Origin of the sequence: Marinomonas balearica, assembly GCF_004362145.1 — a bacterium.
Taxonomy (GTDB): domain Bacteria; phylum Pseudomonadota; class Gammaproteobacteria; order Pseudomonadales; family Marinomonadaceae; genus Marinomonas; species Marinomonas balearica.
Genome location: NZ_SNXC01000013.1, coordinates 335,289 through 356,396, shown reverse-complemented (window position 1 = coordinate 356,396; position 21,108 = coordinate 335,289). Strand labels below are relative to the sequence as shown.

Genomic DNA, 21,108 nt, shown 5'->3' with positions numbered 1-21,108 from the left:
GCAAATAAACGCATAGAGGTTATGTCATACAGAGCATCTTCCATCGCGGGATCACTCATGTTGTACCAGTTTTGCATAAAGTGAATGCGTAACATGGTCGCAAGCGGGTAAGGACGTCGCCCGTTACCTGCTTTCGGGTAAAAGGGCGCTATTTGAGCTTCAAGTTTTTGCCATGGAATCAACTCATCCATACGACCAAGAAAAAGCTCTTTGCGGGTTTTGTGGCGTTTGCTGGTAAATTCGGTATCTGCGAAGGAGAGTTGGTTCATGGTTGACTAGGAATCTTAGTCAGCTTAAGTTGGTGAGATTGTCTCATGTTGCCGACTTATTCGCAGGTTCCTTAGGCCTTAAATAATAGCATTAAACTGTTTTTAAACACTCTTTCAAAAGGGAGCCTGTAAAGGCTCCCTTTTTTAGTGAGAAGTTATTTGGCTTTATATAACGCTTCCTCATTAAGCGATAACCACCAAGCTATACGGAAGCGGAGGGAATGACAGCGGCATTAAATGCGTTTAGGTATTGTCTCTACTGTGTTAAGAACACCTTCTTCCTTTAATTTATCAATTGTTTCTCGTAGCTCCCATAACGGAGTATTTATCTTTTCAGCAATTTCAAAATTACTTGATGAACCATCGCAATACGCCAAAAAATTCATCATATCCTTGACTTGTGAACCACTACTTTTAGTACTTATAGTTGGGTATAGCCCTCTTTTTCCAAGTTGTGGCTCACATAAAACATCAGAAGACAGTATCTCATCCATTTCAAGACATTCTATCGCCCTTTTCAGCACTTCATAGCCGCCAAGTAAACCTTCTGGAGTAACAAGGTTTAAATCATCCAAGGATGTGTGGTATTCAGGGTAGCGACCGTATTTGGTGCGCATAATAGAGCAAACAGGCAAGTCTATTCCGGGGCTGCAATATTGGCGTTCGTCACTACCCCTATCTAAAAAACTATAGCTTACAAATTGAGGTTGCATATGCTTCAATACGTGCAACGCGACCCTATCAGAAATAGCATCTCCCTGACGAGACGGCAAATAAGAATAGGATCGATCATCTCCAATGCAGGTGACATTAAACCCTGCAATGACGTTCCTCTGCATATAACGATAGTTTCTACTAAGATAAGTTATCGACCCGATTGTCTCCGGAATAACGATAATACGATAAGTATATTTTCGATTTTTAAGTTCCGATATCCACTTAGCTAAATATGTTGCAACTACAGGCCCAGAGAGTTCATTATTTGCCATTGAGGGATGGCAAAGATAGCTGGAGATAAACACTTCTTTATCTGACTCTCCTTTAATAATTAGCTCTCCGTAAGTAAGAGCCCCTTCTTTCAACTCACTATCGATAAATATTTTATACTCGCCTGGTGTAAGCTGCTCTCTTTCTTTTTGGGTAATACAAAATCCCCAGCGCTCTTTATAATATGACGTTATATAAGGAATTGCATCAGGCTGATTGGGAAGCGAATATAAATGCTTTTGTAGCTCCTCATAGTCAACTACTTTATTTATCGGCATTGAATAACCAACAATATGCAAATTCGATTTTTTGAAATCGCAAATTTTATCTCCACTTGGAGTGACTATATATGCATCCTTGATATTCCATTCTTTTGGTACTTCCCAGTCGAAACATTTCGTTCCAGTAGGCACTTCAATAACTTTCATGGCTGGAACATGCTTTTTTAAAATTCCCAAAGACTGGCGAAATCCATTTCCTGTTATGCTTCGACAAATAGGAAAAAGCTCTTGGCACAGCTCATATAACTCCGTACCTAAATTAGACATCTTATTTTCCTTCAGTCCGATAAAGTGTATTTTTAGCTTTGCCCGACTGAATTATATTTGAAGTAAATTCATACATCTCTTGAGCAGAAACTGTTCTTAAACCAGAGCCTTCTTTTGGCCTACAACCAGTATATAGCCCCTCTTTCCACATTAATTCTCCTGCAGGATTTACGTGCGTTAAAATACCTTTCTCTATGTTTCGTACAAATAAACCATAGGTTTTTAACTCTGTATTTCCTAACTCATCAGTGTAATCAGAGCTAAACGTTTTATGATAACGATAATCCACCTCCATCATTTCTTCCACATGATGATAGAATGTCATACTGTTTTGATCTGGTAAATCTAATACGGCAATTCGCCCATTCATTTTTCTCAAGACAGAAAATGGCGAATCTTCACCATACCCACTGAAGTTATCAATACTTTTGAACGTATTTGCGGAAGCACCAATCGCTGCAAATGAATAAATAGGATGACCTGTTCGCACAGATAGCGGATGCTCTCGCCCCGCCTCAGTAAGCGCTCCCATATAGGAAGGCGTACTTCTTTTATCAAAGGGAACACCTTTGGTGAAATCAAAATTAAATAACGGTAACAACAATGTACCTGTTGGTCCAACCGCTTCCAAAAATGATTCAAGGATATCTTGAGGGCTAAGCCTTACTCCTAATTTAAAATAACGCTTAAAAGTTAGCTTGATATTACTATGTACAAGGAGAACATCACCTTTTCGTACTCCAGCCTCGGTCCATTCTTCTGCAAGTGTTTGGATCATTCATATCCTCCAAAAGTCGGGGGGTTGACAATTAGTATTTATGGTATGCACAAAAGTCGGCTACTTAGCCACCCAGTACCTTCAACTCATAGTCAACCCTATATTTAGCTATATTGGCGATTATAAATTATCGTCAATATAGCTAAATATAGCCGATCCTGCAGCATCTATCGATTGCTAATTCTTAGGGAACCTGCGAATAACTCAGTCTATTAGTCGCTCAGCGTTGAAGTTTTGCATTTGCGCTCTATAAACATAAATTTCGAGCGCTTTTAACGCCATTTTGGGATTGTTACTCTCATTTTTTGGGGCGCTAGACGGACTAACCCCGTGCAGATCGTATCATTTGGTCGACTCGCAGTAAGTTTCCAAGCGCAAATAAGACGGCAAGCTTCTTGTCATTCTTCGACAAGCCTTTGTAGACGACTTTTCGGAAGCCAAACTGACATTTTAGTATTCTAAACGGGTGCTCGACTTTGGCTCTGATACTGGCCTTTAAATACTCTGTTCGGATGGGGTTCTTATTTATACGAGGACATTTGTTCCAAGCTCGTATCTTACTGGGCATCTCAGCAATCAACCGATCCAGCTTCTTTCCTTTAGTTTCCTCTCGTTTTTCTACACCACGGTAGCCTGAGTCGGTTGATACAAATGACTCGTCGCCATGTATGAGCTCATGGATTTGGTTTAGATCATGATCATTGGCGGGGGTAATAGTAAAGCTATGCACTAAGCCGCGTTTTGCATCGACACCAAGATGTGCTTTTAGTCCAAAGAACCATTGATTTCCCTTTTTGGTTTGATGCATTTCAGGATCACGCGCATTCGATTTATTTTTGGTTGAGCTTCAATAATCGTCGCGTCAACGATGGTTCCTTCCTTGAAGTGGATTCCTGAGTCAGACAACCATTTATTTACTTCTTTAAAGAGCTTACGACCAAGCTTATGCTTCTCAAGCAAATGACGGAAGTTCATGATGGTTGTGTGATCAGGAATGGCTCCCTCTAAAGGCAAGCCTGCAAATAAATGCATAGAGGTTATCTTATACAGAGCATCTTCCATCGCGGGATCACTCATGTTGTACCAGTTTTGCATAAAGTGAATGCGTAACATGGTCGCAAGCGGGTAAGGACGTCGCCCGTTACCTGCTTTCGGGTAAAAGGGCTCTATTTGAGCTTCGAGTTTTTGCCATGGAATCAACTTATCCATTCGACCCAGAAAAAGCTCTTTGCGGGTTTTACCGCGTTTGCTGGTAAATTCGGTATCTGCGAAGGAGAGTTGGTTCAAGGTTGACTAGGAATCTTAGTCAGCTTAAGTTGGTGTGATTGTCTCATGTTGCCGACTTATTCGCAGGTTTCCTAAGTAAGTTATAGTTCGAATCAGGGTTGATCGGTTCAAGTCATAGCTACTCATTTATCAAAAGGATCTAAAAGTGAACATTGCGATTTTAACGTTTGAAGGGTTTAACGAATTGGATTCGTTTATTGCCGCAGGCATTTTAAACCGAATGAAGAGTATGGGGTGGAATGTCCAGATTACGTGTCCTTCAAACACTGTCACTTCGATGAATGGGGTGAGTATTTCTGCTCAGCAACCGCTGGAGTTTGCGAATACCGCCGATGTGGTTCTTGTTGGAAGTGGTATTTACACACGAGACATTGCCAAAGACTGTGAAATCTTAGATCGACTTAATTTAAACCCAGAAAAACAATTAATTTGCGCTCAATGTTCCGGAGCCTTACTTCTTTCCGCTTTGGGGCTTTTAAATAGCATACCCGCGTGTACAGATTTGACGACTAAGCCTTGGGTGATTGAATCCGGAGTAGAGGTTTTGAATCAGCCCTTTTTTGCACAGGGAAACATCGCAACCGCTGGTGGATGTATGGCGTCACAATATTTGGCAACGTGGATCATTGCAAAGCTTGCAGGCGATGAATCTGCTGAATCTGCAATTGATTACGTTGCCCCAGTGGGTGAAAAGGAATCGTCAGTAGCTCATAGCACGTCTGTTGTTTCTTCTTTTTTATAAATAGCGAGTGTTATAGAATTTAGGCTCAGATGAAAATAAATTATGGATAATACGAGGCTGTAAAATTGAGTCCCCAAGAGATTATAAAAAAGTATGAGCGTGCGCTGGCAAGCCAAGATTGGGGTTCTGTTGAACCTCTTATGCATAAGGATGTTTGCGTCACGTTTTCGAATGGTACGTTTAAAGGTTTGCTCGATGTTAAGGCTGTATTTGAGAGCAACTTCGCTTCTATTAAAGATGAAGAATATTCCATATCAAACCTACATTGGGCACATATCTCTGAAACTGAGGCAGTATGTTTATACAGCTTTAACTGGAAGGGCGTAATAGAAGGCGAGCTTTGTTCTGGAGGTGGTCGCGGCACCTCGGTTCTCGTTTTTGAAGGTGGGCAATGGCAAATTATTACTGAGCATTTAGGGCCAAATGCCTCTTGAAATGGCTGGTTGATACTGTAAAAAGGAATAGTGAGTATTACATTCCGCTAATACATTCAATTATGCTAAATAAGTCACAAGGTGTGTTTACAGGATGTTATTGCACGACTCTGAAATGAATAAAATTATCGATTTAATTGAACAAGATTCTACTAGAGTAAAGGCTTTGGAGTGTGTCGCTCGGTTAGGTCTACCTCAGTGCTTTATAGCAGCAGGATTTGTTCGCAATTTGGTTTGGGATTCATTACATAACTTAGAAACGTCTACACTGCTAAACGATGTTGATGTCATCTATTACGACTCTAGCGAATCATCGCCTCTGGCTTACTTGTTGTATGAAACACAATTAAGCGCTTGTATGCCTGATCTCAACTGGCAAGTACGTAATCAAGCAACAATGCATGAGCGTAATGGCGATATGCCATATACAAGTGTGTTGGATGCTATGAGTTACTGGCCAGAAAAAGAAACTGCCATTGCCGTACGCAAACTGACACTCAATCACTATGAATGTATATCGGCCTTTGGATTGAAGTCATTGTTTAATCGTCGTATTACGCGCAACCCCAAAAGATCACGTGAAACGTTTGAGCAGCGGGTAAATTCAAAAGGGTGGTTGGTTAGGTGGCCATCATTGAGCGTTGCTTCGTAGTGATTTTGAATCTTCAATGCCATTGTTAGATAGCGGGTCTAACGTTATTTCTATTCTGGCTTTTATGTATCGCCACATAGGTCAGGTATAGGTACTGCTCAATGTTTGAACTTATACCGCGGTATTGTCACAATATGAATCTGGTGAATTTGGATTTTAGCCAAGGCGCTTGAATTTTATACTTTTTTTGCCAAAAAAATTCCGACGTATTAAATGAATAGTTTCGAAATGTCGGCTTGTCCCGTACAATACGATTTTTGTCGTATTTCTTCTAAGGCATCATGAGCTATCAAGTACTGGCACGTAAGTGGCGCCCGCAAACCTTCCTCGAAATGGCAGGGCAAGACCATGTTTTACAGGCATTGGTTAATGCGTTGCGTCAACAGCGTTTACATCACGCTTATTTGTTCACTGGAACTCGCGGAGTGGGTAAAACAACCATCGCCCGCATTTTTGCAAAAAGTTTAAACTGTGAGACAAATGGTATCTCTCCTGAGCCTTGTGGCACTTGCTCTAGCTGTACCGAAATTGCAGAAGGCCGATTTGTTGATTTGATCGAAGTCGATGCGGCCTCTCGTACAAAAGTTGAAGATACGCGCGAGCTGTTAGAGAACGTACAATACGCGCCCACAAGGGGCCGATTTAAAGTGTACCTGATCGATGAGGTACACATGCTGTCTACTCACTCTTTCAATGCTCTTTTGAAAACGCTAGAAGAGCCACCGGAACATGTTAAGTTCCTTTTGGCAACGACGGACCCTCAGAAGCTACCTGTCACAATTTTATCTCGTTGTTTGCAGTTTAATCTTAAAAATATGTCTCCACAGCGAGTAGTGGATTATTTGCATACTGTACTTGATGCCGAGAAGGTCGGGTACGATCAAGCGGCACTTTGGCAAATTGGGCAGGCTGCGAATGGCAGTATGCGTGACGCCTTGAGTTTAACGGATCAAGCGATCGCTTTTGGTGACGGGAAAATCACTGAAACGGGCGTGACCTCCATGTTGGGGTTGGTTAATCAGAGCCAAATTATAGCGTTGTTGGAAGTCGTAGCCGATAGAAACGCGGCGCTTACTCTACAAAAAATCAATGAGCTGGCTGACTACCAACCCGATTTTGTCGCCATTTGTGCATCGTTGCTGGATACATTACATCGTGTGGCTGTTGAGCAGCAAGTGCCTGGCGTGCTTGTAGATCAGTTGGGTGATTTGGAAAAAGTTCAGCATATTGCCAAAACGGTTATGCCTGAAGATGTTCAGGTAATGTACCAAGGTTTGATGGTTGGGCGTCGGGATCTTCATCTAGCGCACAGCCCTAAAGCCGGCTTTGAGATGCTTATGCTGCGTATGATTGCCTTTAGGCCACAGCTTGGCATGACGGTGAGCCATGATGCACCTCCGGCCATTTCGGTTGCCCAACCTACTGTCGCTCAATCGACTGAAGCGCAAACAACACAGAAAAATACGTCAGACCAAACAATTGCTGAACAGCACACTTCAGAATCTAGTGACTACCATCAGGGAGTAGAAAGTTCTTTAGATGGTTCTTTAGGTGGCTCTGAAGAAATCAACACTCACTATACCGATAACGCATCGCCAAAAAAATCTGATGTTGTGCCAAATCGAGATAGTGTTAAAGATAGTGATGAATACGACCAAACTCCTCCTTGGGAAGAGTCTGTATCGCAACAGCCTAACTTGAAAAACGCTTCGGAGCCTGAATCATCCGTGGCGGAAGAGATTGTCGAAACGAGCGAATCCAGTTTCAATCAAAATGCTCCGACGGGTTTGAATCCTGACCCAGTGCCGTCATTGAATGAATATTCGCAAGACGAGCCTGTATCGTTAGAAGAAACCAAACAAGAAGAGGTTCAAGAGCCTAAGATAGAAGCATCGGGCGTACAGGACGACAATATAGAGCCTGAACAGCCTGCGATATCGGAACCGGTGAATGAACTAGACTCTTCAGATTTGGGTTCAGATTCAGGTTCAGGTCGAATGCGAGAAGTGAGTGAGCTTTTATCTCATGCTCCGCTGGATGAGCCTGAGGAAGAAGATGAAGACGAGGCGGATGAGAGAGCGATTGCAGAAACGGCAGATCCTTTTAGTTCCGCAGCGGATTTGGTTGATCACATCGGTGCGTCTGCTTCTGATCAAGGTGATGGGCAGGAAGACAGCAACCCTTTTAAAGATTCAAAGGTTGATTCTGTAACGCAACCTGCATTAGGGATGCCCGCACCGACCATTACTCATTTCAGTGAAACGACTATGCAGATATGGTGGCTAATTGCCCCCAGACTGCCACTGACGGGTCTGGTCTACAATATCACTATGAACTCATCGTTGATTTCAGCGTCAGAGCAAGGGTTGAAATTGCAGGTGCCGTTAGAGTACGGTCACATGCTGAATCAAAGTCGATACGAACAAATCCAATCTTCGTTGTCTAGCTTCTTTAATATGCCCGTGCCATTGATTATCGATACGGTTGCGGAAGTCGAGGGCGTGACAGCAGAAGAATTTGCAGCGAGTAAACGAGCGGAAGCGCTTCAGGCTGCTATTAATCATTTAAACGGCCACCCAGTAGTGCAAGCGATAAGCAATGCCTTTGGGGGGCAATTAATCTATGACACAGTAAAAGTAAAAGCTTAATTGGAGAAAAACACTATGTTTAAAGGTGGAATGGGCAACATGATGCGCCAAGCGCAGAAAATGCAAGAGAACATTCAAAAAGCCCAAGACGAAATGGCGACTATGGAAGTAGAAGGCCAAGCGGGTGCGGGTCTTGTTAAGGTTGTTATGACAGGCCGTCACGACGTTAAGCGTGTTTCCATTGATGATTCACTTATGGGTGATGATAAAGAAATGTTAGAAGATTTAGTTGCTGCGGCATTAAATGATGCAGTACGTAATATTGAATCAACTCAGAAAGCGAAAATGGATGCGGCAACAGAAGGTATGTCTCTTCCGCCAGGCTTCAAAATGCCGTTCTAAAGAACGGCTAACGTGTTTCCTAAACAGCCTTAATGCTGTTAGATTGATAAACCTGTCCAGGAGACGACTTTGTTTAGTCCTCTTATAAAAGAGCTGATGGAATCCCTCAGGTGCCTGCCAGGTGTGGGCCCTAAGTCTGCTCAAAAAATGGCGTTGTATCTCCTAGAACGAGACAGCCAAGGTGCAGACCGTTTAGCGTGCTCACTTCGGGACGCGTTGGATAAGGTTGGACGGTGCGGTACGTGCCGCACCTTGACCGAAGACAGCGAATGTTCCATTTGTTTGGATCAAGAGCGAGATCAGACACGGCTTTGTATCGTTGAGACACCTGCCGATGTTATTGCGATGGAAAATGCAGGTTCGTTTGATGGCCGGTATTTTGTTTTGTTGGGTCATTTATCTCCCATCGATGGTATTGGTCCAGAGGAGTTGGGGCTAGATCGACTCGAAAAACTTGTGGTTCAAGCAAGCGTTGAAGAGGTCATAATAGCCACAAATTCAACGATAGAAGGTGAAGCAACGAGTCATTACATATCGGAATTGCTGAAACCGTTAAACATTGAATTAAGTCGATTAGCTCAGGGAGTGCCGATCGGTGGTGAGCTGGAATATGTCGATGGCAACACATTGGCATTGGCATTGAAAGGGCGAAAGAAACTTTAGTATGACAACAGTAGATCAGAGTTATGACATTGTTTGGGTGGAGACCGACGCTGAGTTGGCTTCTTGGTGTAAGTACTGGTCTACGTTAGATGTGATCGCGGTAGATACGGAGTTTTTACGCCGTACCACTTACTATCCTATCACCGGATTGATTCAAATTAGTGAAGGCGAAAAAGCCGTATTAATTGATCCGCAAACTATTACCGAATGGGCACCGTTAAAAAGCTTAATGGTGGATCTAAGTGTAATAAAAGTATTTCACGCGTGTTCCGAAGATCTTGACGTATTCGACCGACTTCTAGGGGTTTTGCCGACACCGTTTTACGATACGCAGATTGGTGAGGCTTATGCGAATGGCCAGTGGTCGGTCAGTTATGTGAAGCTAATTCAATCTTATTTAAATATTGAAGTGGCGAAAGACGAAACACGATCGGATTGGACTGTGCGTCCGTTAACAGAAGCTCAAAAGCGCTATGCAGCACTGGATGTGATTTATCTCGCAAAAGTGTATCCGCAGCAAATTGAAATGTTGCAGAAAAAAGCAATGCTAGAGTGGGCGCTGGAAGATTGTGACACGCTAAAATGGCAATATAAGCAAAATGGCGACCCAGAGGCCAATTGGAGCAACGTTAAGGCGGCTTGGCGATTGAGCCCAAAGAGTTTGACCTTACTTCGTTTGCTGTTTATTTGGCGTGAAGAGCAGGCTAAATTGGAGAATGTGCCTAAAGGGCAGGTTCTGAAAGATCGAAGCCTATGGGCCATCGCGAAATTTATGCCCGATCACCATAAAGCGATCGCTAAAATCGAAGACCTAACAGGAAAACAGCATCGACTTTATGGAGATACAATTTTAGAAAAGGTAAAAGTTGTACAGTCTCTCTCAGGAGATGAGTATCAATTGATGCTGCCTACGCCGTTACCGTCTCAAGCGGGCGAGCTTTCTAAATCGATAAAAAGCTACATTAAGCAGCGATCTGAAGAGTTGGGTGTCGCACCAGAAGCTGTTATGAAGCGCAAACTTTTGGACCCGATCGTTCGTTATTTATACGAAGGTGGAGAGCTGGATTGGTCTAATCCTGCGATGCTGGGATGGCGAAAAGATAAAATTGTAGAGCCAATACTGTCAAACTTTGGCGAACAACCCTCTAATTAAGTAATGAGCCAAATATGAGCAGAATGATTATTGAAATATTTCGTTCCTCGAAAAAGGATGAAATGTACCTATACGTTGAAAAGTCAAAAGGTTTGACGAATGTTCCAGAAGCGTTAATGGAGCGTTTTGGTAAAGGCATTAGTGCGATGACAATGCTAATAACCGAAGATCAAAAACTAGCGCGGGCTGATGCAGGTGCTGTAATGAAAGCGATTCAGGAGCAAGGTTTTTACCTTCAATTGCCTCCTGTTCGTGATGAATATTTGCTTGATCTATATAAAACGCCAACGCAGGCGGCTTATTAATGATCGCTAAGCGTTATGAGCCCTTTTGGAAGACGCATACTCTTAAAGAGATGTCCCGTGAGCAGTGGGAATCGATTTGCGATGGTTGTGGGAAGTGTTGTCTCCAAAAGCTGCAAGACGACGAAACTAACGAAGTATACTACACGGATTTGGCCTGCCATCAGCTTGATTTAGGTAAATGTCAGTGCAAGGTATATGAAACACGCGAACAGCATGTTGAGTCATGTTTAACACTGAAAGTTGACGATATTCCTGAATTTCATTGGTTGCCTGACACCTGTAGTTATCGTGTTCTATCAGAAACAGGCGATTTGCCGAATTGGCATCCTTTGATCGTAGGAAATGATAAAGAAATGCAGCGCCAAGGCCTAAGTGTTAAGCATTACGCCGTAAATGAGTTAAAAGTGAATGAAGAAGACTGGGATACTCATATTATCCGATGGGTTCACGGCATGCCTGAATCTTATGACCCGTTTGGTTAAATTTACTGGTTTGACGGAGAAATCTGTGTAGTCCTTCTACAATAAGCGATAAGCCCAATGGGAAGAGGTTTTCATCCCGAGTGAAAGAAAACCTCTTAAGCAAGGAGTAGAGTGTGATTCTTAGAATGCAATCTTTGTTATATGGAGCATTAATTGTTGTATGTTCTGTAGTGTTTCCCAAAGCGTTTGCAGACACGCAATTTCGTATTATTGTTGATGCCTCCGGCAGTATGGTGATCAGTGATCCGGATAAGCTGACATCAGAGGCGCTCAAACTCATATCAAATCTTGCCCCAGAAGAGCATGCAACGTTAGGTGTATGGTTATTTGGAGAAACGCCGAGGGTGCTTCTTCCTGAAGCGCCTATCAACAAAGAAACGAAAGCAAAACTTGCGAATTACGTCGATAATTATGTGACGCAAGATCTAAAAACCGACCTTGAATCCATCCTAGAACTGCTTCTTAAAACGCCTGACGGGCACTTTTTATCCAAAGACATTAACCGCCATTGGATCTTAGTGACGGATGGCATGGTTGACGTAGATTTGGATAAAGACATTAACGAAGCCTCCCGCCGTCGTATCATGACGACATTGACCGAAGCGCTGGAGAAGCGAGGTATTCATTTACATACCGTTTCTATGACGGGCTACACTGATGAGGAAATGCTTAAGCAACTCTCAGTGAAAACCAACGCTTCACACACCGAAGTGGCTTCACCTGAAGAATTGCTGGATACATTTGATCGTATTTTTGCTCAAACAACGCCAGCAGAAGAAGTGCCCTTTGAAGGGAATTCGTTCTTTATTGATCCCTCAATCGACGAAGTCACTTTGCTGGTATTTCATGAAGATTCAAATACAAACCCTGAACTCATAAAACCCAATGGGATGAATGTCCCCTTAAGGTCTAGTGGTTCAGTTACGGTTTCGCATACACCTTATTACACCCTTGTGACAATATTGGAGCCTGAGAGCGGAACATGGCAAGTAAAAAACGTTGATATTCAACGAAGCTCGATTCGTGTTATCACCTCGCTAAATGCTCAAGCCACCAAAATATCGCCAGTGGTGTTTGTGAATGAGCCGGTTTTTTCAACCGTAGGCTTATTCGAGAGTAACGATCTAATTAAAGACCCAAAAGTGTTGGGTCTTATGGATGTGACACAGGAGCTTGCGCTGATAACGGGTGACAGTCGTCAAATCGTTGAGCAGCGTAAAATGAAGCAATCTGCCAGCCAATTTAAGCATAAAGTCGAAAAGCTCAGCACAGAAGGGAATTATGCGCTTTCTAGTACGGTGGATGGTCAAACATTTACGCGCAAATTGACTCAGTACTTTTCGGTTTTTCCTGCTATCAAATTTGACTCTGCAAATAGAAGTGAAAACTTTGTAGCGTTCAGTGCAACACCCACAAATTTGCGACTAAACACGCTACGAAGCAATGTTAAGTTGGATATAACGTATAAAGACGGTACTACAGAGACTCAGGAGATGCCTTTTGTTGGTCAAGGCTATTGGGAAAAAGTGTTTCCAATAGAGCCAGGTAGTCAGATGAAGGTAAAAGGTAAGTTGATTGGCATCACGCAAGCAGGTATACGATTCGAATACGAATCGGAGCCTTGGACAGTTGAGCGCAAGGCTGCTGGTGAGGTTCGGCTTTTACGCGGTGATGAGGCGCTGTCTACAGAGGCGTTGACTGCACTTGCGACGACAAACAGGGCGCTGATGCCTGTCGTTGTGGCACCACAGGTGACGGTTGTTGCAGACGAAGACATCGAAACAGCGCCAGAAGCCGTTGTTGAAGAGAGTGCTGAAGAAAAGCCTGATGAAACGCCTCCAGCGCAAGAGACAGAAGACGAACCTGTTACCGAGATTAAAGAAGTTGCAACGTTGGGCATGGGAGATTGGCTGCTTTACGGTGGCTTAAATTTGCTCGGCTTGTCATTGATCGGTGGTGGTTATTTCGCCTACCGACGAATTAAACGAAATAAAGATGATTCAGAAGAGTTAGAACAAGAAGATGTGTGAGTTGTTAGGCATGAGTGCCAATGTACCAACGGATATTTGCTTCAGTTTTTCAGGGCTAAGAGCAAGAGGTGGGCGTACAGGGCCTCACAAAGATGGCTGGGGGATGGCAATGTATCGTGATCGCCAAGTTTGGGCTATTCATGATCCTCGCCCGAGCGCCGATTCGGATATGGCGGAAGTAATGAGTAAAACGTCGCTCAAATGCGACATAGTCATTAGCCATATTCGACAAGCGAATGTGGGAAATGTGTGTCTCCCTAATACTCACCCTTTTAGTCGAATGATATGGGGTGAAACGTGGGTATACGCACATAATGGGCAATTGGAAAACTCTGAAGCTTTGCCGGTTAATGAGTATCACCCGATTGGTTCTACAGATTCCGAGCGTGCATTTTGCTGGATATTGGGGCAATTAAAGGTGCGCTATGGAGACGATAAGCCAAATCAAGAAGCGCTATCAAATACGCTGTATGAGCTAACCAGCCAGCTAAAAAATAAGGGAGTATTTAATATGATGCTCTCTGATGGCGAATCGTTATTCTGTTATTGTACGACAAAGCTGCATTGGATAACTCGTCGAGCGCCATTTAAGCCCGCAACTTTGTTCGATGAAGACGTAAGTGTCGATTTTAAAGAAGTAACCACAGACAAAGACGTGGTGACCGTCATCGCGACGCAACCCCTTACAGAAGACGAGCAGTGGAACCAAATGGAAGAAGGTGAATTGTGTGTCTTCAATGCGGGGGAGGTGATGTTTAGGTGCTCAACGGTATACCGCTAAACGCTACACTCTTTTAGTCTCAAGTATTGGGAAATGTAAATTTAAGTAGCATTCCCCTGTGATTTTATTACCTATTAAATTCTTCTCACTGTTAAAACTCAGTTTCTTGGGCTTCTGAGCGCCTGCACTACTGCTAAATTTTTCCTACCCAAATTTTTGAGTGTTTCTGTTTCTTTTGCATTTTTTTATGCCTAATCACGACTACGCTTTTGGTTCACATAATGGATTGTTGTCGCCTAATTAATATTAGCTGAGCCTAATTTATGTAAAATTACTTTCGGTAATGTGTTTATTAAAAGAAAGGGTTTGCTTCTATTTTTTAAGATGGTGTATTAAAATAAAAAACTGAACGTATATGCAAAATTAATATTAATAATGTATTTTTTTGAAACTTAAGATATAAATCTTGTGGTGTATATGTATTCTTTGTGGGTATATCTTTTCGTATTCTGTATTTATAGGGGGATGATAATGTTGAGGGTGGTTCATTGTGTTTAGTTTTTTGAGTAATTTAACGCTAAATAAGCAACTGAGAGTTTCGTTTTTATTCTTGCTTATACTGACTATGTGTGTGAGTTTTTTCGGTGTATACGGGCTTTATCAAACGGACAAAGGTTTTAATAGCTATCGGAGTCTTGCTATTGAAACTAACCTCGCGGGTCGGATGCAAGCGAACCTTTTATATGCCAGAATTTCTGTTATTAAATACTTCTCAGATCAAGATCCACAGATTGTTAACCAATACAATAAACGGATGGATAATCTAAACCGTTTCTTTGACGATGCGGCCGAAATTGTAGTTGATGAAAGAAGGGTGCAGCTAACGACAGAAAGTAAGACCTTGCTAACGCAATATGATGACGCTTTCGGAGAAGTTCGTAGACTTATAAAGAGCAGAAATGAAATCGTGAACCAAAAACTCAATGTTGTCGGTGCTTCTCTTACTGCTGAGTTTGGTAAATTCCTAGGTAAAGTTCGAGAAGAAGGTGATCCTAAAAAACTCCTGATTGCCATAGAGTTAGAGGATTATTTGTATGCGGGACGACTGTCTGTCATTAAATATTTAGTAAGTAATCAGACCTCTGATATTGAGCTGGCTAGGTTAAATCTGTCCGATAAATTAAAGCCTGGCTTAAGCCATTTAACTGGATCTTATCCGGAATTTTCTGATGATATTTCACAGGTAGAAGCACTTCTTACTAAATATTTGGTCAGTTTGGAAGAGATTAATGACACCATCACTCGCCGCAACCGCATTATAGACAGCGAACTCAATGTCATCGGTGCTAAGATTGCAGATAATTTGGAATCAATGAAACTGTCTGTAAAGTCGCATCAAGATGAAATAGGGCCACAACTAACGCAAACAACTGATGCAATATTAAATACTGTTATTGTCGTATCTGCTTTGGCTGTGATTTTGGGCGGTATTCTTAGTTTTGTATTGCCAGGGGTTATTCGAAAGCCAATTGGCGGTGAACCTGAAGAGATAAATATTATTGCCAATAATATCGCTAACGGCGATTTTACTCAAAACTTAGACGCAAGTAATGCAACGGGGATTTACAGTTCAATCTCGGTAATGTCAAAGAATTTAAAAGAAACGATTCATGGTGTTGTAGAGATAGGAAACAAACTAGATAGTCAGTCAACATATACTGCGGATATTGCAAATAATACTCGAGGCGATGCTGTTATTCAAAAAGACACTAGTGCTCAAATTGCCACCGCTTTAAATGAAATGACATATAGTATTAATGAAGTTGTGAAACTTTCAGAAAATTCCGCAGAATCGACACGAGATGCAAATCAGTCAACGGTTGAAGGGTTGGAGTATGTAGCGAGAATGGTTGTTGCGATTGAGCGCCTCTCCGATATCGTCAAAGGCACTAAAGAGGATATTCAAGTCCTAGAGAAAAGCAGTGAGACGATTGGTGCTGTCGTTGATGTGATCGGTGGGATTTCTGAGCAAACGAACTTATTGGCTCTAAATGCAGCGATTGAAGCAGCAAGAGCAGGTGAGCAAGGTAGAGGGTTCGCGGTTGTTGCTGATGAAGTGCGTAGTCTCGCGCAAAGAACGCAAGAATCGACCGATGAAATAAAAACCATGATTGACGGGCTTCGGACGAGTACGAATCGAGTGGTTGTTGGTATCAACGACAGTGCGCTAGAAGCTGAGAAAACGGTTGAGATCAGTGGAGAGACTAAGAACTCATTGGATGTCATCCGCGAAAAAGTGAGCTTGATTAATGATATGAACAGTCAGGTGGCTGTGTCTGTTAATCAGCAATCAGCGGTATGTGAAGATATAAACCGAAATATTACAGCGCTGGTTGATGCGACTCAAAATACTGAAGATAGAGCATTAAAATCAGTAGACGCGAGTGTTGATATGAAAGATATGTCTTCGGAGTTAAAGAAACTTGTCGAAGGTTTTAGGGTATAAGCCGCTGATGATCGAATAAAACCGGAGTTGGTTAGGCGGCTTTTTTTGATGAGTTATAATAAAAACGAGTTATAACTCATCAATTATTTAATTAAAAAATACAGAATGTTTTAATCACAGAGTTGATGGTATTCTTGAGTTCTCACCGCGAGCCGAAGAAAGGGCGCGTGAACGGCTAATCGCAAGTGTCGAAATGAGAGCGATAGCATTCTAATTCAAGCTACTTGTCCAAGGATTCAGGGCGTAGATACATTCTTTTAGGGGTTTTATTTACAATGATATGTGGTGTTCAAATTGGGTAGAACACCACATATAAATTCATCGCTAACGAAGTACAGCTTTAAGTTTTGGCTTTGCTATTGCTTAGGCGTACTCGCTTAGACGCGTTAATCTTCGTATCCGAATAATTGTCTTTCTAGCAAATCAACCAATGTGTGAATAACCGTTATTTGACACTCTTGAACACGCGCTGTTCCAGTGAGGTTAATCTTGATCTCAGTATCATCTCGTGAGGTTAATGAAGATACGTTTTTTGCATCCGGTGTGGTTAATGCAATGATCGCGATTTTACGCTCGTGAGCTGCTTGAATTGCTTGAATAATAGGCGATGTATTGCCTTTATTTGCAATCACAAACAGCACATCACCCGGGTTTCCAAGTGCGGTGATTTGCTTGGAAAAGACATCATGATAACTGTCGTTATGAGTGATTGATAAGATCGTAGGCGCATCCGAGTTTAAAGAAAACGCGGGTAATCCAGGGCGCTCTCTATCCATACGGTCAGATAAGAGCGTGCTAAAATACTGCGACAAATGAGCGCTTGTGCCGTTGCCAATACAAATGACCTTACCGCCTGACGCAATGCTGCCAAAAAGAACTTTAGCAGCATGTTCAATATAAGGTGGTAAGCTCTCAAGGGCTTGTTGTTGCGCTTCAAAGCTTTGTGCGAATTGAGTGTAAATTGCTTCTTGAAGATCCATACTACTAAATAATTGCCTTAAACCAGTTCAAACTGTTCTCGTCTATTGTTTGGTCAAATGTTACAGCGTCGAACCTTATTGGACTGTGCTCATGTTTGTGCTTTTTTATCCAAAATTGCGCTGTTAACAGTATCTTATTAAGTTTTGACGGAGTAATGCTCTCAATAGCTTTACCTCGACTGTGATTCTTTCTGAATTTAACTTCTACAAAAACAACAACATCGCCTTCCATGCAAATGATGTCGATTTCGCCATAACGACTGTGAAAATTTCTACCTATCACTCTTAGGCCGCTACGTTCCAGAAACACAGCGGCGAAATGTTCTGCCTGATCGCCGCTTTTTATGCGCTTATTGCTGTGTTTCTTCTCCTTGAAACTCGAAAGCAGTTTGAGCATCTACGATTTTCCCTTTTCTGTAGGTGACTATATTCGGTCGACGATGAAAAACACCCTGATCGTCTAACGTAATAATGCCTGTTTTCGCGGATAATCTTGCATTGGCTAGCTGTTCGAAAACAGGGTAGCGATTTGCGAGAAGTAGGGAATCCGATCCCATCGCTTTCAGGCGTAAAATCAAATTTGAATCCGTTGAACCTGCGTTGTCCGTTTCGACCAATAGCTCTGGAATCTCTGTAAACAGTATACGCTCTATATCTTCTTTCTTAGCAAGCTTATACGGTGGTGTATCGTTCAAAGAGTTTGTTGAAAGCAAAGGGATGTGGTCTGCAAAGTAAAAATCGACAAGAGGTCGAATTTGTTTTGCGTCACTGATTTTACCGACAAAAAATATGTAATCCAGATCCTGACGAGCGCGAGAGATGCTCTCTACCGGCTCGCCAATCCATTTCGCGATGGATCTTTGACGCTTTTCGCTTTCATCAACCAGAAGTATTTTCTTAATGGCGTTTTGTCGGCCCTTAGGTGTGTCTTCGTAGCTTAAGTTTATCGCAACGGGCACCGCAGCTTCTTCCGCAACAGTATTAAACTCATCCCCTTGGCGCAATGCCCACGTCGCCTGAGTGGTAAGAATAGCGGCTTTTTCTGCACCTGCTTGTTTGGCTACATTAATCAACTCGCTAATGTCATCCGCGACGTTGAGAGAAAAGTAAAATAGATTGGTTTTCGAAGGGTTCTGCTCCAGACGATTTAGCGCGATTGTCGGCACGGTTAAATCGGTTTGCAGTAAGCGAGCAACATTACTTTTTCTCAGAGGCCCGATAACGACATCAGGGTTTGTGTTGGTCGCCTCAAGGTAAGCGTCTTCGATGTGCTCGTATTGGTCGCTGTCGATGACTTTAATTTTTGGACGAATGCCTGTGCTGGCATAGTAGGTTTTTAAAAAGCCTTCTAATATCGCGTCTGAGGCGGGCTTAAGTGTGCTGCTCATAGGCAGCATCAAAGCAATAGAAGTAGGAACCAAATCGCCTAACGACGCAATGAGCTGAAAATCGATTGGCGGATTGATTGAAGCCGGATGTGAAGGATGGCTCGTTCGCCATTTCGCAAATGCTTCTAACTGCTGCTCAAGGGTTAATGATTGATTACGAAGCAATGAGCTGACGTCAAGCCAGCCACGTAAAATGATATTGTTATCGTTACGTAAATACTCCAGCTCCACGTCAGTCAGGTTTTGCGCAGCGAGCCAAAGTTTAGATTGGTTATCAGAACGCCCATCAGGCGGCAAAGTAAATGAGAGCTTTAGTCGCTCTTTTAACGTCGCTGGCCAATTTTCCAGCGTTTCCAGAACCGATGCTCGTTGCAAACCGAGCTGATTTTCAGATGCAGGGGACTGAGCGGCAGGCAGGCGCTTTGCCCGAGATAATGCAGAAAGAGCATCTAACGGTTTTTTCAATTCTGCATTTGCCTGAGCCAGCAATAAATAGCCTTGGAACTGAACTGAACTTGAGAATGGCGTTACATTGTCATTCAAGATAGACGCAGCGTGTTGCCACTCCTCAACCGCCATCATTTCATTTGCAGCGTGAAAGTAAAAAAGAATCGATTGTTCGAGAGAATCGGCATTGCGTGCACGCCACAGCGCAAACTCAATAGGGTCTGTAGGGGCTTGTTCGTCAATAATTAAAGGGATCTCAGACGTAGAACCCGTATTGGATACCGTGTCATCATTAGTTTCTATCGATCCGCACCCAACAAGCAACAAAGTGAATGTAGTTAATGTTATGATACGCGAATGAAGAGATCTCATAAGCTCAATACTTCAGTTGTTTCAAAGAGGTAACATGGTAACACAGACCACGCCTGATGTGAGAGGAAGCTTTTACATCGTAGCGACACCCATAGGTAATTTAGACGATATTACCGCACGTGCGTTAAAGATTTTAGAAAGTTCGGACTACATCGCAGCGGAAGATACGCGTCATAGTAAGAAACTGCTGAATCATTTTGGCATCGAAACCAAGTTGTTCTCGGTTCACGATCACAATGAACGTGACAAAGTCGATTATATAAAGAGTCTGCTTGATGATGGCAAAAATGTTGCCCTCGTTTCAGATGCGGGCACGCCATTAATATCCGATCCTGGTTATCACGTAGTAAATGGACTGCGAGAGGCCAACTATCCTGTTGTTCCTGTACCTGGCCCAAGTGCGTTAATTACGGCGTTGTGTGCGTCAGGTTTGCCCACCGATCAGTTTTCTTTTTTGGGCTTTCTACCAGCGAAATCTAAAGCCCGAAAAGACATCGTGGCAAATTGGGCGAATGTTGCGGGTACGGTTGTATTCTACGAATCGACACATAGAATCATCGATTCAGTAAAAGACATCAATGAAGTTCACGGTGATCAAGTCACTTTGTCGTTAGCACGCGAACTGACCAAAACCTTTGAAACCTTCCTTCATGGAACGCCTTCTCAGATACTGGATGTATTTGCTCTAGATTCCAACCAAACTCGCGGTGAGTTTGTCGTCATGGCGTCTCTGAAAAAAGAAGACGTTAATGAAGAGGAAGCGAAAGCCAACGAGATGCTGGATTTACTACTTCCCGAAGTCTCTGTTAAGAAAGCCTCTGAAATTGTGGCTAAATTTCTTGATCTAAAGAAAAACCAAGTCTACAAGCTCGCTTTGGAAAAGAGTAAAAACGACTGATTGAAGCCCCCTTTTTTCTGAGTCCAAACAAAATTTATTGGTTTCAATGAGTTGGAACGGGCGCTAAAAAAGGGGGCTTTAGGTTCATTGGCACTCCATTCATTTTCTATCCGCCTGATACTCATACATTCTTCGCAGTCAGAATAGACTAAAAGATAAAGTGAGTTTTGTTCATTCGGAAAGAGCATGTCATTTTTGAGATAGGGCGAAAAAGCTTGATCGAAAGGATGAAATTTCCCTATGAGGAGAGGGGAAGCACCTAGCGAACATTTACAATCTATACATTGAATCAGGCACTTATTCTAAACACACGGTTATTTCTTTTCGCTCTACACTCAGATCGCAATTTGTTCATATAAAAAAACTTGTCGGAGTGCCATTTGGCTGAGATCGCATAATTAAGTGCGGGATCCGCGGAACCTGATCAGGCTTAACCGCCTGCGTAGGGAACAAGAAAAATTACTTTCTTTATTCTG

At 42.6% G+C, this 21,108-nt stretch carries 19 protein-coding genes, 1 pseudogene and 1 riboswitch; of the genes and pseudogenes, 13 read left to right on the top strand and 7 right to left on the bottom strand.

Features of this window, described 5'->3' with window-relative positions; translation table 11 throughout:
- The 4 genes and pseudogenes from DFP79_RS13550 to DFP79_RS13535 form a co-directional block, all read right to left on the bottom strand.
- The coding region (locus tag DFP79_RS13550; protein ID WP_133504471.1) for a transposase at window positions 1-269 on the bottom strand (269 nt) is incomplete at its 3' end.
- Between the two features lie 233 nt (window positions 270-502).
- Window positions 503-1,804 carry a DUF4910 domain-containing protein gene (locus DFP79_RS13545; RefSeq protein WP_133504470.1) on the bottom strand — a complete coding sequence of 434 codons (1,302 nt, stop codon included), beginning with the start codon at window positions 1,802-1,804 and terminating at the stop codon, window positions 503-505.
- Between the two features lies 1 nt (window position 1,805).
- Complete coding sequence (locus DFP79_RS13540; RefSeq protein WP_133504469.1) at window positions 1,806-2,582, bottom strand: AAC(3) family N-acetyltransferase; 777 nt, start codon at window positions 2,580-2,582, stop codon at window positions 1,806-1,808.
- Between the two features lie 322 nt (window positions 2,583-2,904).
- A pseudogene (locus tag DFP79_RS13535) lies at window positions 2,905-3,869 on the bottom strand (IS5 family transposase).
- A 145-nt stretch (window positions 3,870-4,014) separates the two neighbouring features.
- Between DFP79_RS13535 and DFP79_RS13530 the strand changes: the two are divergent.
- The 12 genes from DFP79_RS13530 (at window position 4,015) to DFP79_RS13475 (ending at window position 16,547) form a co-directional block, all read left to right on the top strand.
- A complete protein-coding gene (locus tag DFP79_RS13530; protein ID WP_133504468.1) occupies window positions 4,015-4,611 on the top strand; it encodes a DJ-1/PfpI family protein in 597 nt (198 codons plus the stop codon).
- A 65-nt stretch (window positions 4,612-4,676) separates the two neighbouring features.
- Entirely contained in the window at window positions 4,677-5,045 is a 369-nt protein-coding gene (locus DFP79_RS13525) for a nuclear transport factor 2 family protein (protein WP_133504467.1), read from the top strand.
- 115 nt (window positions 5,046-5,160) lie between these two features.
- Window positions 5,161-5,697 carry a nucleotidyltransferase family protein gene (locus DFP79_RS13520; protein ID WP_133504466.1) on the top strand — a complete coding sequence of 179 codons (537 nt, stop codon included), beginning with the start codon at window positions 5,161-5,163 and terminating at the stop codon, window positions 5,695-5,697.
- A gap of 281 nt (window positions 5,698-5,978) precedes the next feature.
- Window positions 5,979-8,345: a DNA polymerase III subunit gamma/tau gene (gene dnaX, locus DFP79_RS13515; protein WP_133504465.1), complete on the top strand. Its 2,367-nt coding sequence runs from the start codon at window positions 5,979-5,981 to the stop codon at window positions 8,343-8,345.
- A 15-nt stretch (window positions 8,346-8,360) separates the two neighbouring features.
- Window positions 8,361-8,687: a YbaB/EbfC family nucleoid-associated protein gene (locus DFP79_RS13510; protein WP_133504464.1), complete on the top strand. Its 327-nt coding sequence runs from the start codon at window positions 8,361-8,363 to the stop codon at window positions 8,685-8,687.
- Between the two features lie 69 nt (window positions 8,688-8,756).
- Window positions 8,757-9,350, top strand: coding sequence for a recombination mediator RecR (recR, locus tag DFP79_RS13505; protein ID WP_133504463.1), 594 nt, complete (start codon window positions 8,757-8,759; stop codon window positions 9,348-9,350).
- Between the two features lies 1 nt (window position 9,351).
- On the top strand, window positions 9,352-10,503 hold the full coding sequence (gene rnd, locus DFP79_RS13500; RefSeq protein ID WP_133504462.1) for a ribonuclease D: 1,152 nt from the start codon (window positions 9,352-9,354) through the stop codon (window positions 10,501-10,503).
- A gap of 14 nt (window positions 10,504-10,517) precedes the next feature.
- Window positions 10,518-10,808 (top strand): YcgL domain-containing protein, encoded by a 291-nt coding sequence (locus DFP79_RS13495; RefSeq protein ID WP_133504461.1) that lies wholly within the window; start codon window positions 10,518-10,520, stop codon window positions 10,806-10,808.
- On the top strand, window positions 10,808-11,290 hold the full coding sequence (locus DFP79_RS13490) for a YcgN family cysteine cluster protein (protein WP_133504460.1): 483 nt from the start codon (window positions 10,808-10,810) through the stop codon (window positions 11,288-11,290). The genes DFP79_RS13495 and DFP79_RS13490 overlap by 1 nt, the downstream gene beginning before the upstream one ends.
- 113 nt (window positions 11,291-11,403) lie before the next feature.
- The gene (locus tag DFP79_RS13485) at window positions 11,404-13,320 is read left to right on the top strand and encodes a VWA domain-containing protein (RefSeq protein WP_133504459.1); all 1,917 of its coding nucleotides are present in this window, start codon (window positions 11,404-11,406) and stop codon (window positions 13,318-13,320) included.
- A complete protein-coding gene (locus DFP79_RS13480; RefSeq protein ID WP_133504458.1) occupies window positions 13,313-14,101 on the top strand; it encodes a class II glutamine amidotransferase in 789 nt (262 codons plus the stop codon). The genes DFP79_RS13485 and DFP79_RS13480 overlap by 8 nt, the downstream gene beginning before the upstream one ends.
- Window positions 14,102-14,591: 490 nt before the next feature.
- Window positions 14,592-16,547 carry a HAMP domain-containing methyl-accepting chemotaxis protein gene (locus DFP79_RS13475; protein WP_133504457.1) on the top strand — a complete coding sequence of 652 codons (1,956 nt, stop codon included), beginning with the start codon at window positions 14,592-14,594 and terminating at the stop codon, window positions 16,545-16,547.
- A gap of 386 nt (window positions 16,548-16,933) precedes the next feature.
- Here the strand turns inward: DFP79_RS13475 and DFP79_RS13470 are convergent, their stop codons facing one another.
- The 3 genes from DFP79_RS13470 to DFP79_RS13460 are packed head-to-tail and all read right to left on the bottom strand — an operon-like array spanning window position 16,934 to window position 19,734.
- Entirely contained in the window at window positions 16,934-17,527 is a 594-nt protein-coding gene (locus tag DFP79_RS13470; protein ID WP_133504456.1) for an SIS domain-containing protein, read from the bottom strand.
- A gap of 4 nt (window positions 17,528-17,531) precedes the next feature.
- Window positions 17,532-17,924: a YraN family protein gene (locus tag DFP79_RS13465; protein WP_133504455.1), complete on the bottom strand. Its 393-nt coding sequence runs from the start codon at window positions 17,922-17,924 to the stop codon at window positions 17,532-17,534.
- Window positions 17,878-19,734: a penicillin-binding protein activator gene (locus DFP79_RS13460; protein WP_133504454.1), complete on the bottom strand. Its 1,857-nt coding sequence runs from the start codon at window positions 19,732-19,734 to the stop codon at window positions 17,878-17,880. Before DFP79_RS13460 ends, DFP79_RS13465 begins: the two co-directional genes overlap by 47 nt.
- A 34-nt stretch (window positions 19,735-19,768) precedes the next feature.
- Here DFP79_RS13460 and rsmI point away from each other — a divergent pair, with 34 nt between their 5' ends.
- Window positions 19,769-20,632 (top strand): 16S rRNA (cytidine(1402)-2'-O)-methyltransferase, encoded by an 864-nt coding sequence (gene rsmI, locus DFP79_RS13455; RefSeq protein ID WP_133504453.1) that lies wholly within the window; start codon window positions 19,769-19,771, stop codon window positions 20,630-20,632.
- A 359-nt stretch (window positions 20,633-20,991) separates the two neighbouring features.
- A riboswitch (TPP riboswitch) is annotated at window positions 20,992-21,098 on the top strand.
- Window positions 21,099-21,108 lie beyond the last annotated feature (10 nt).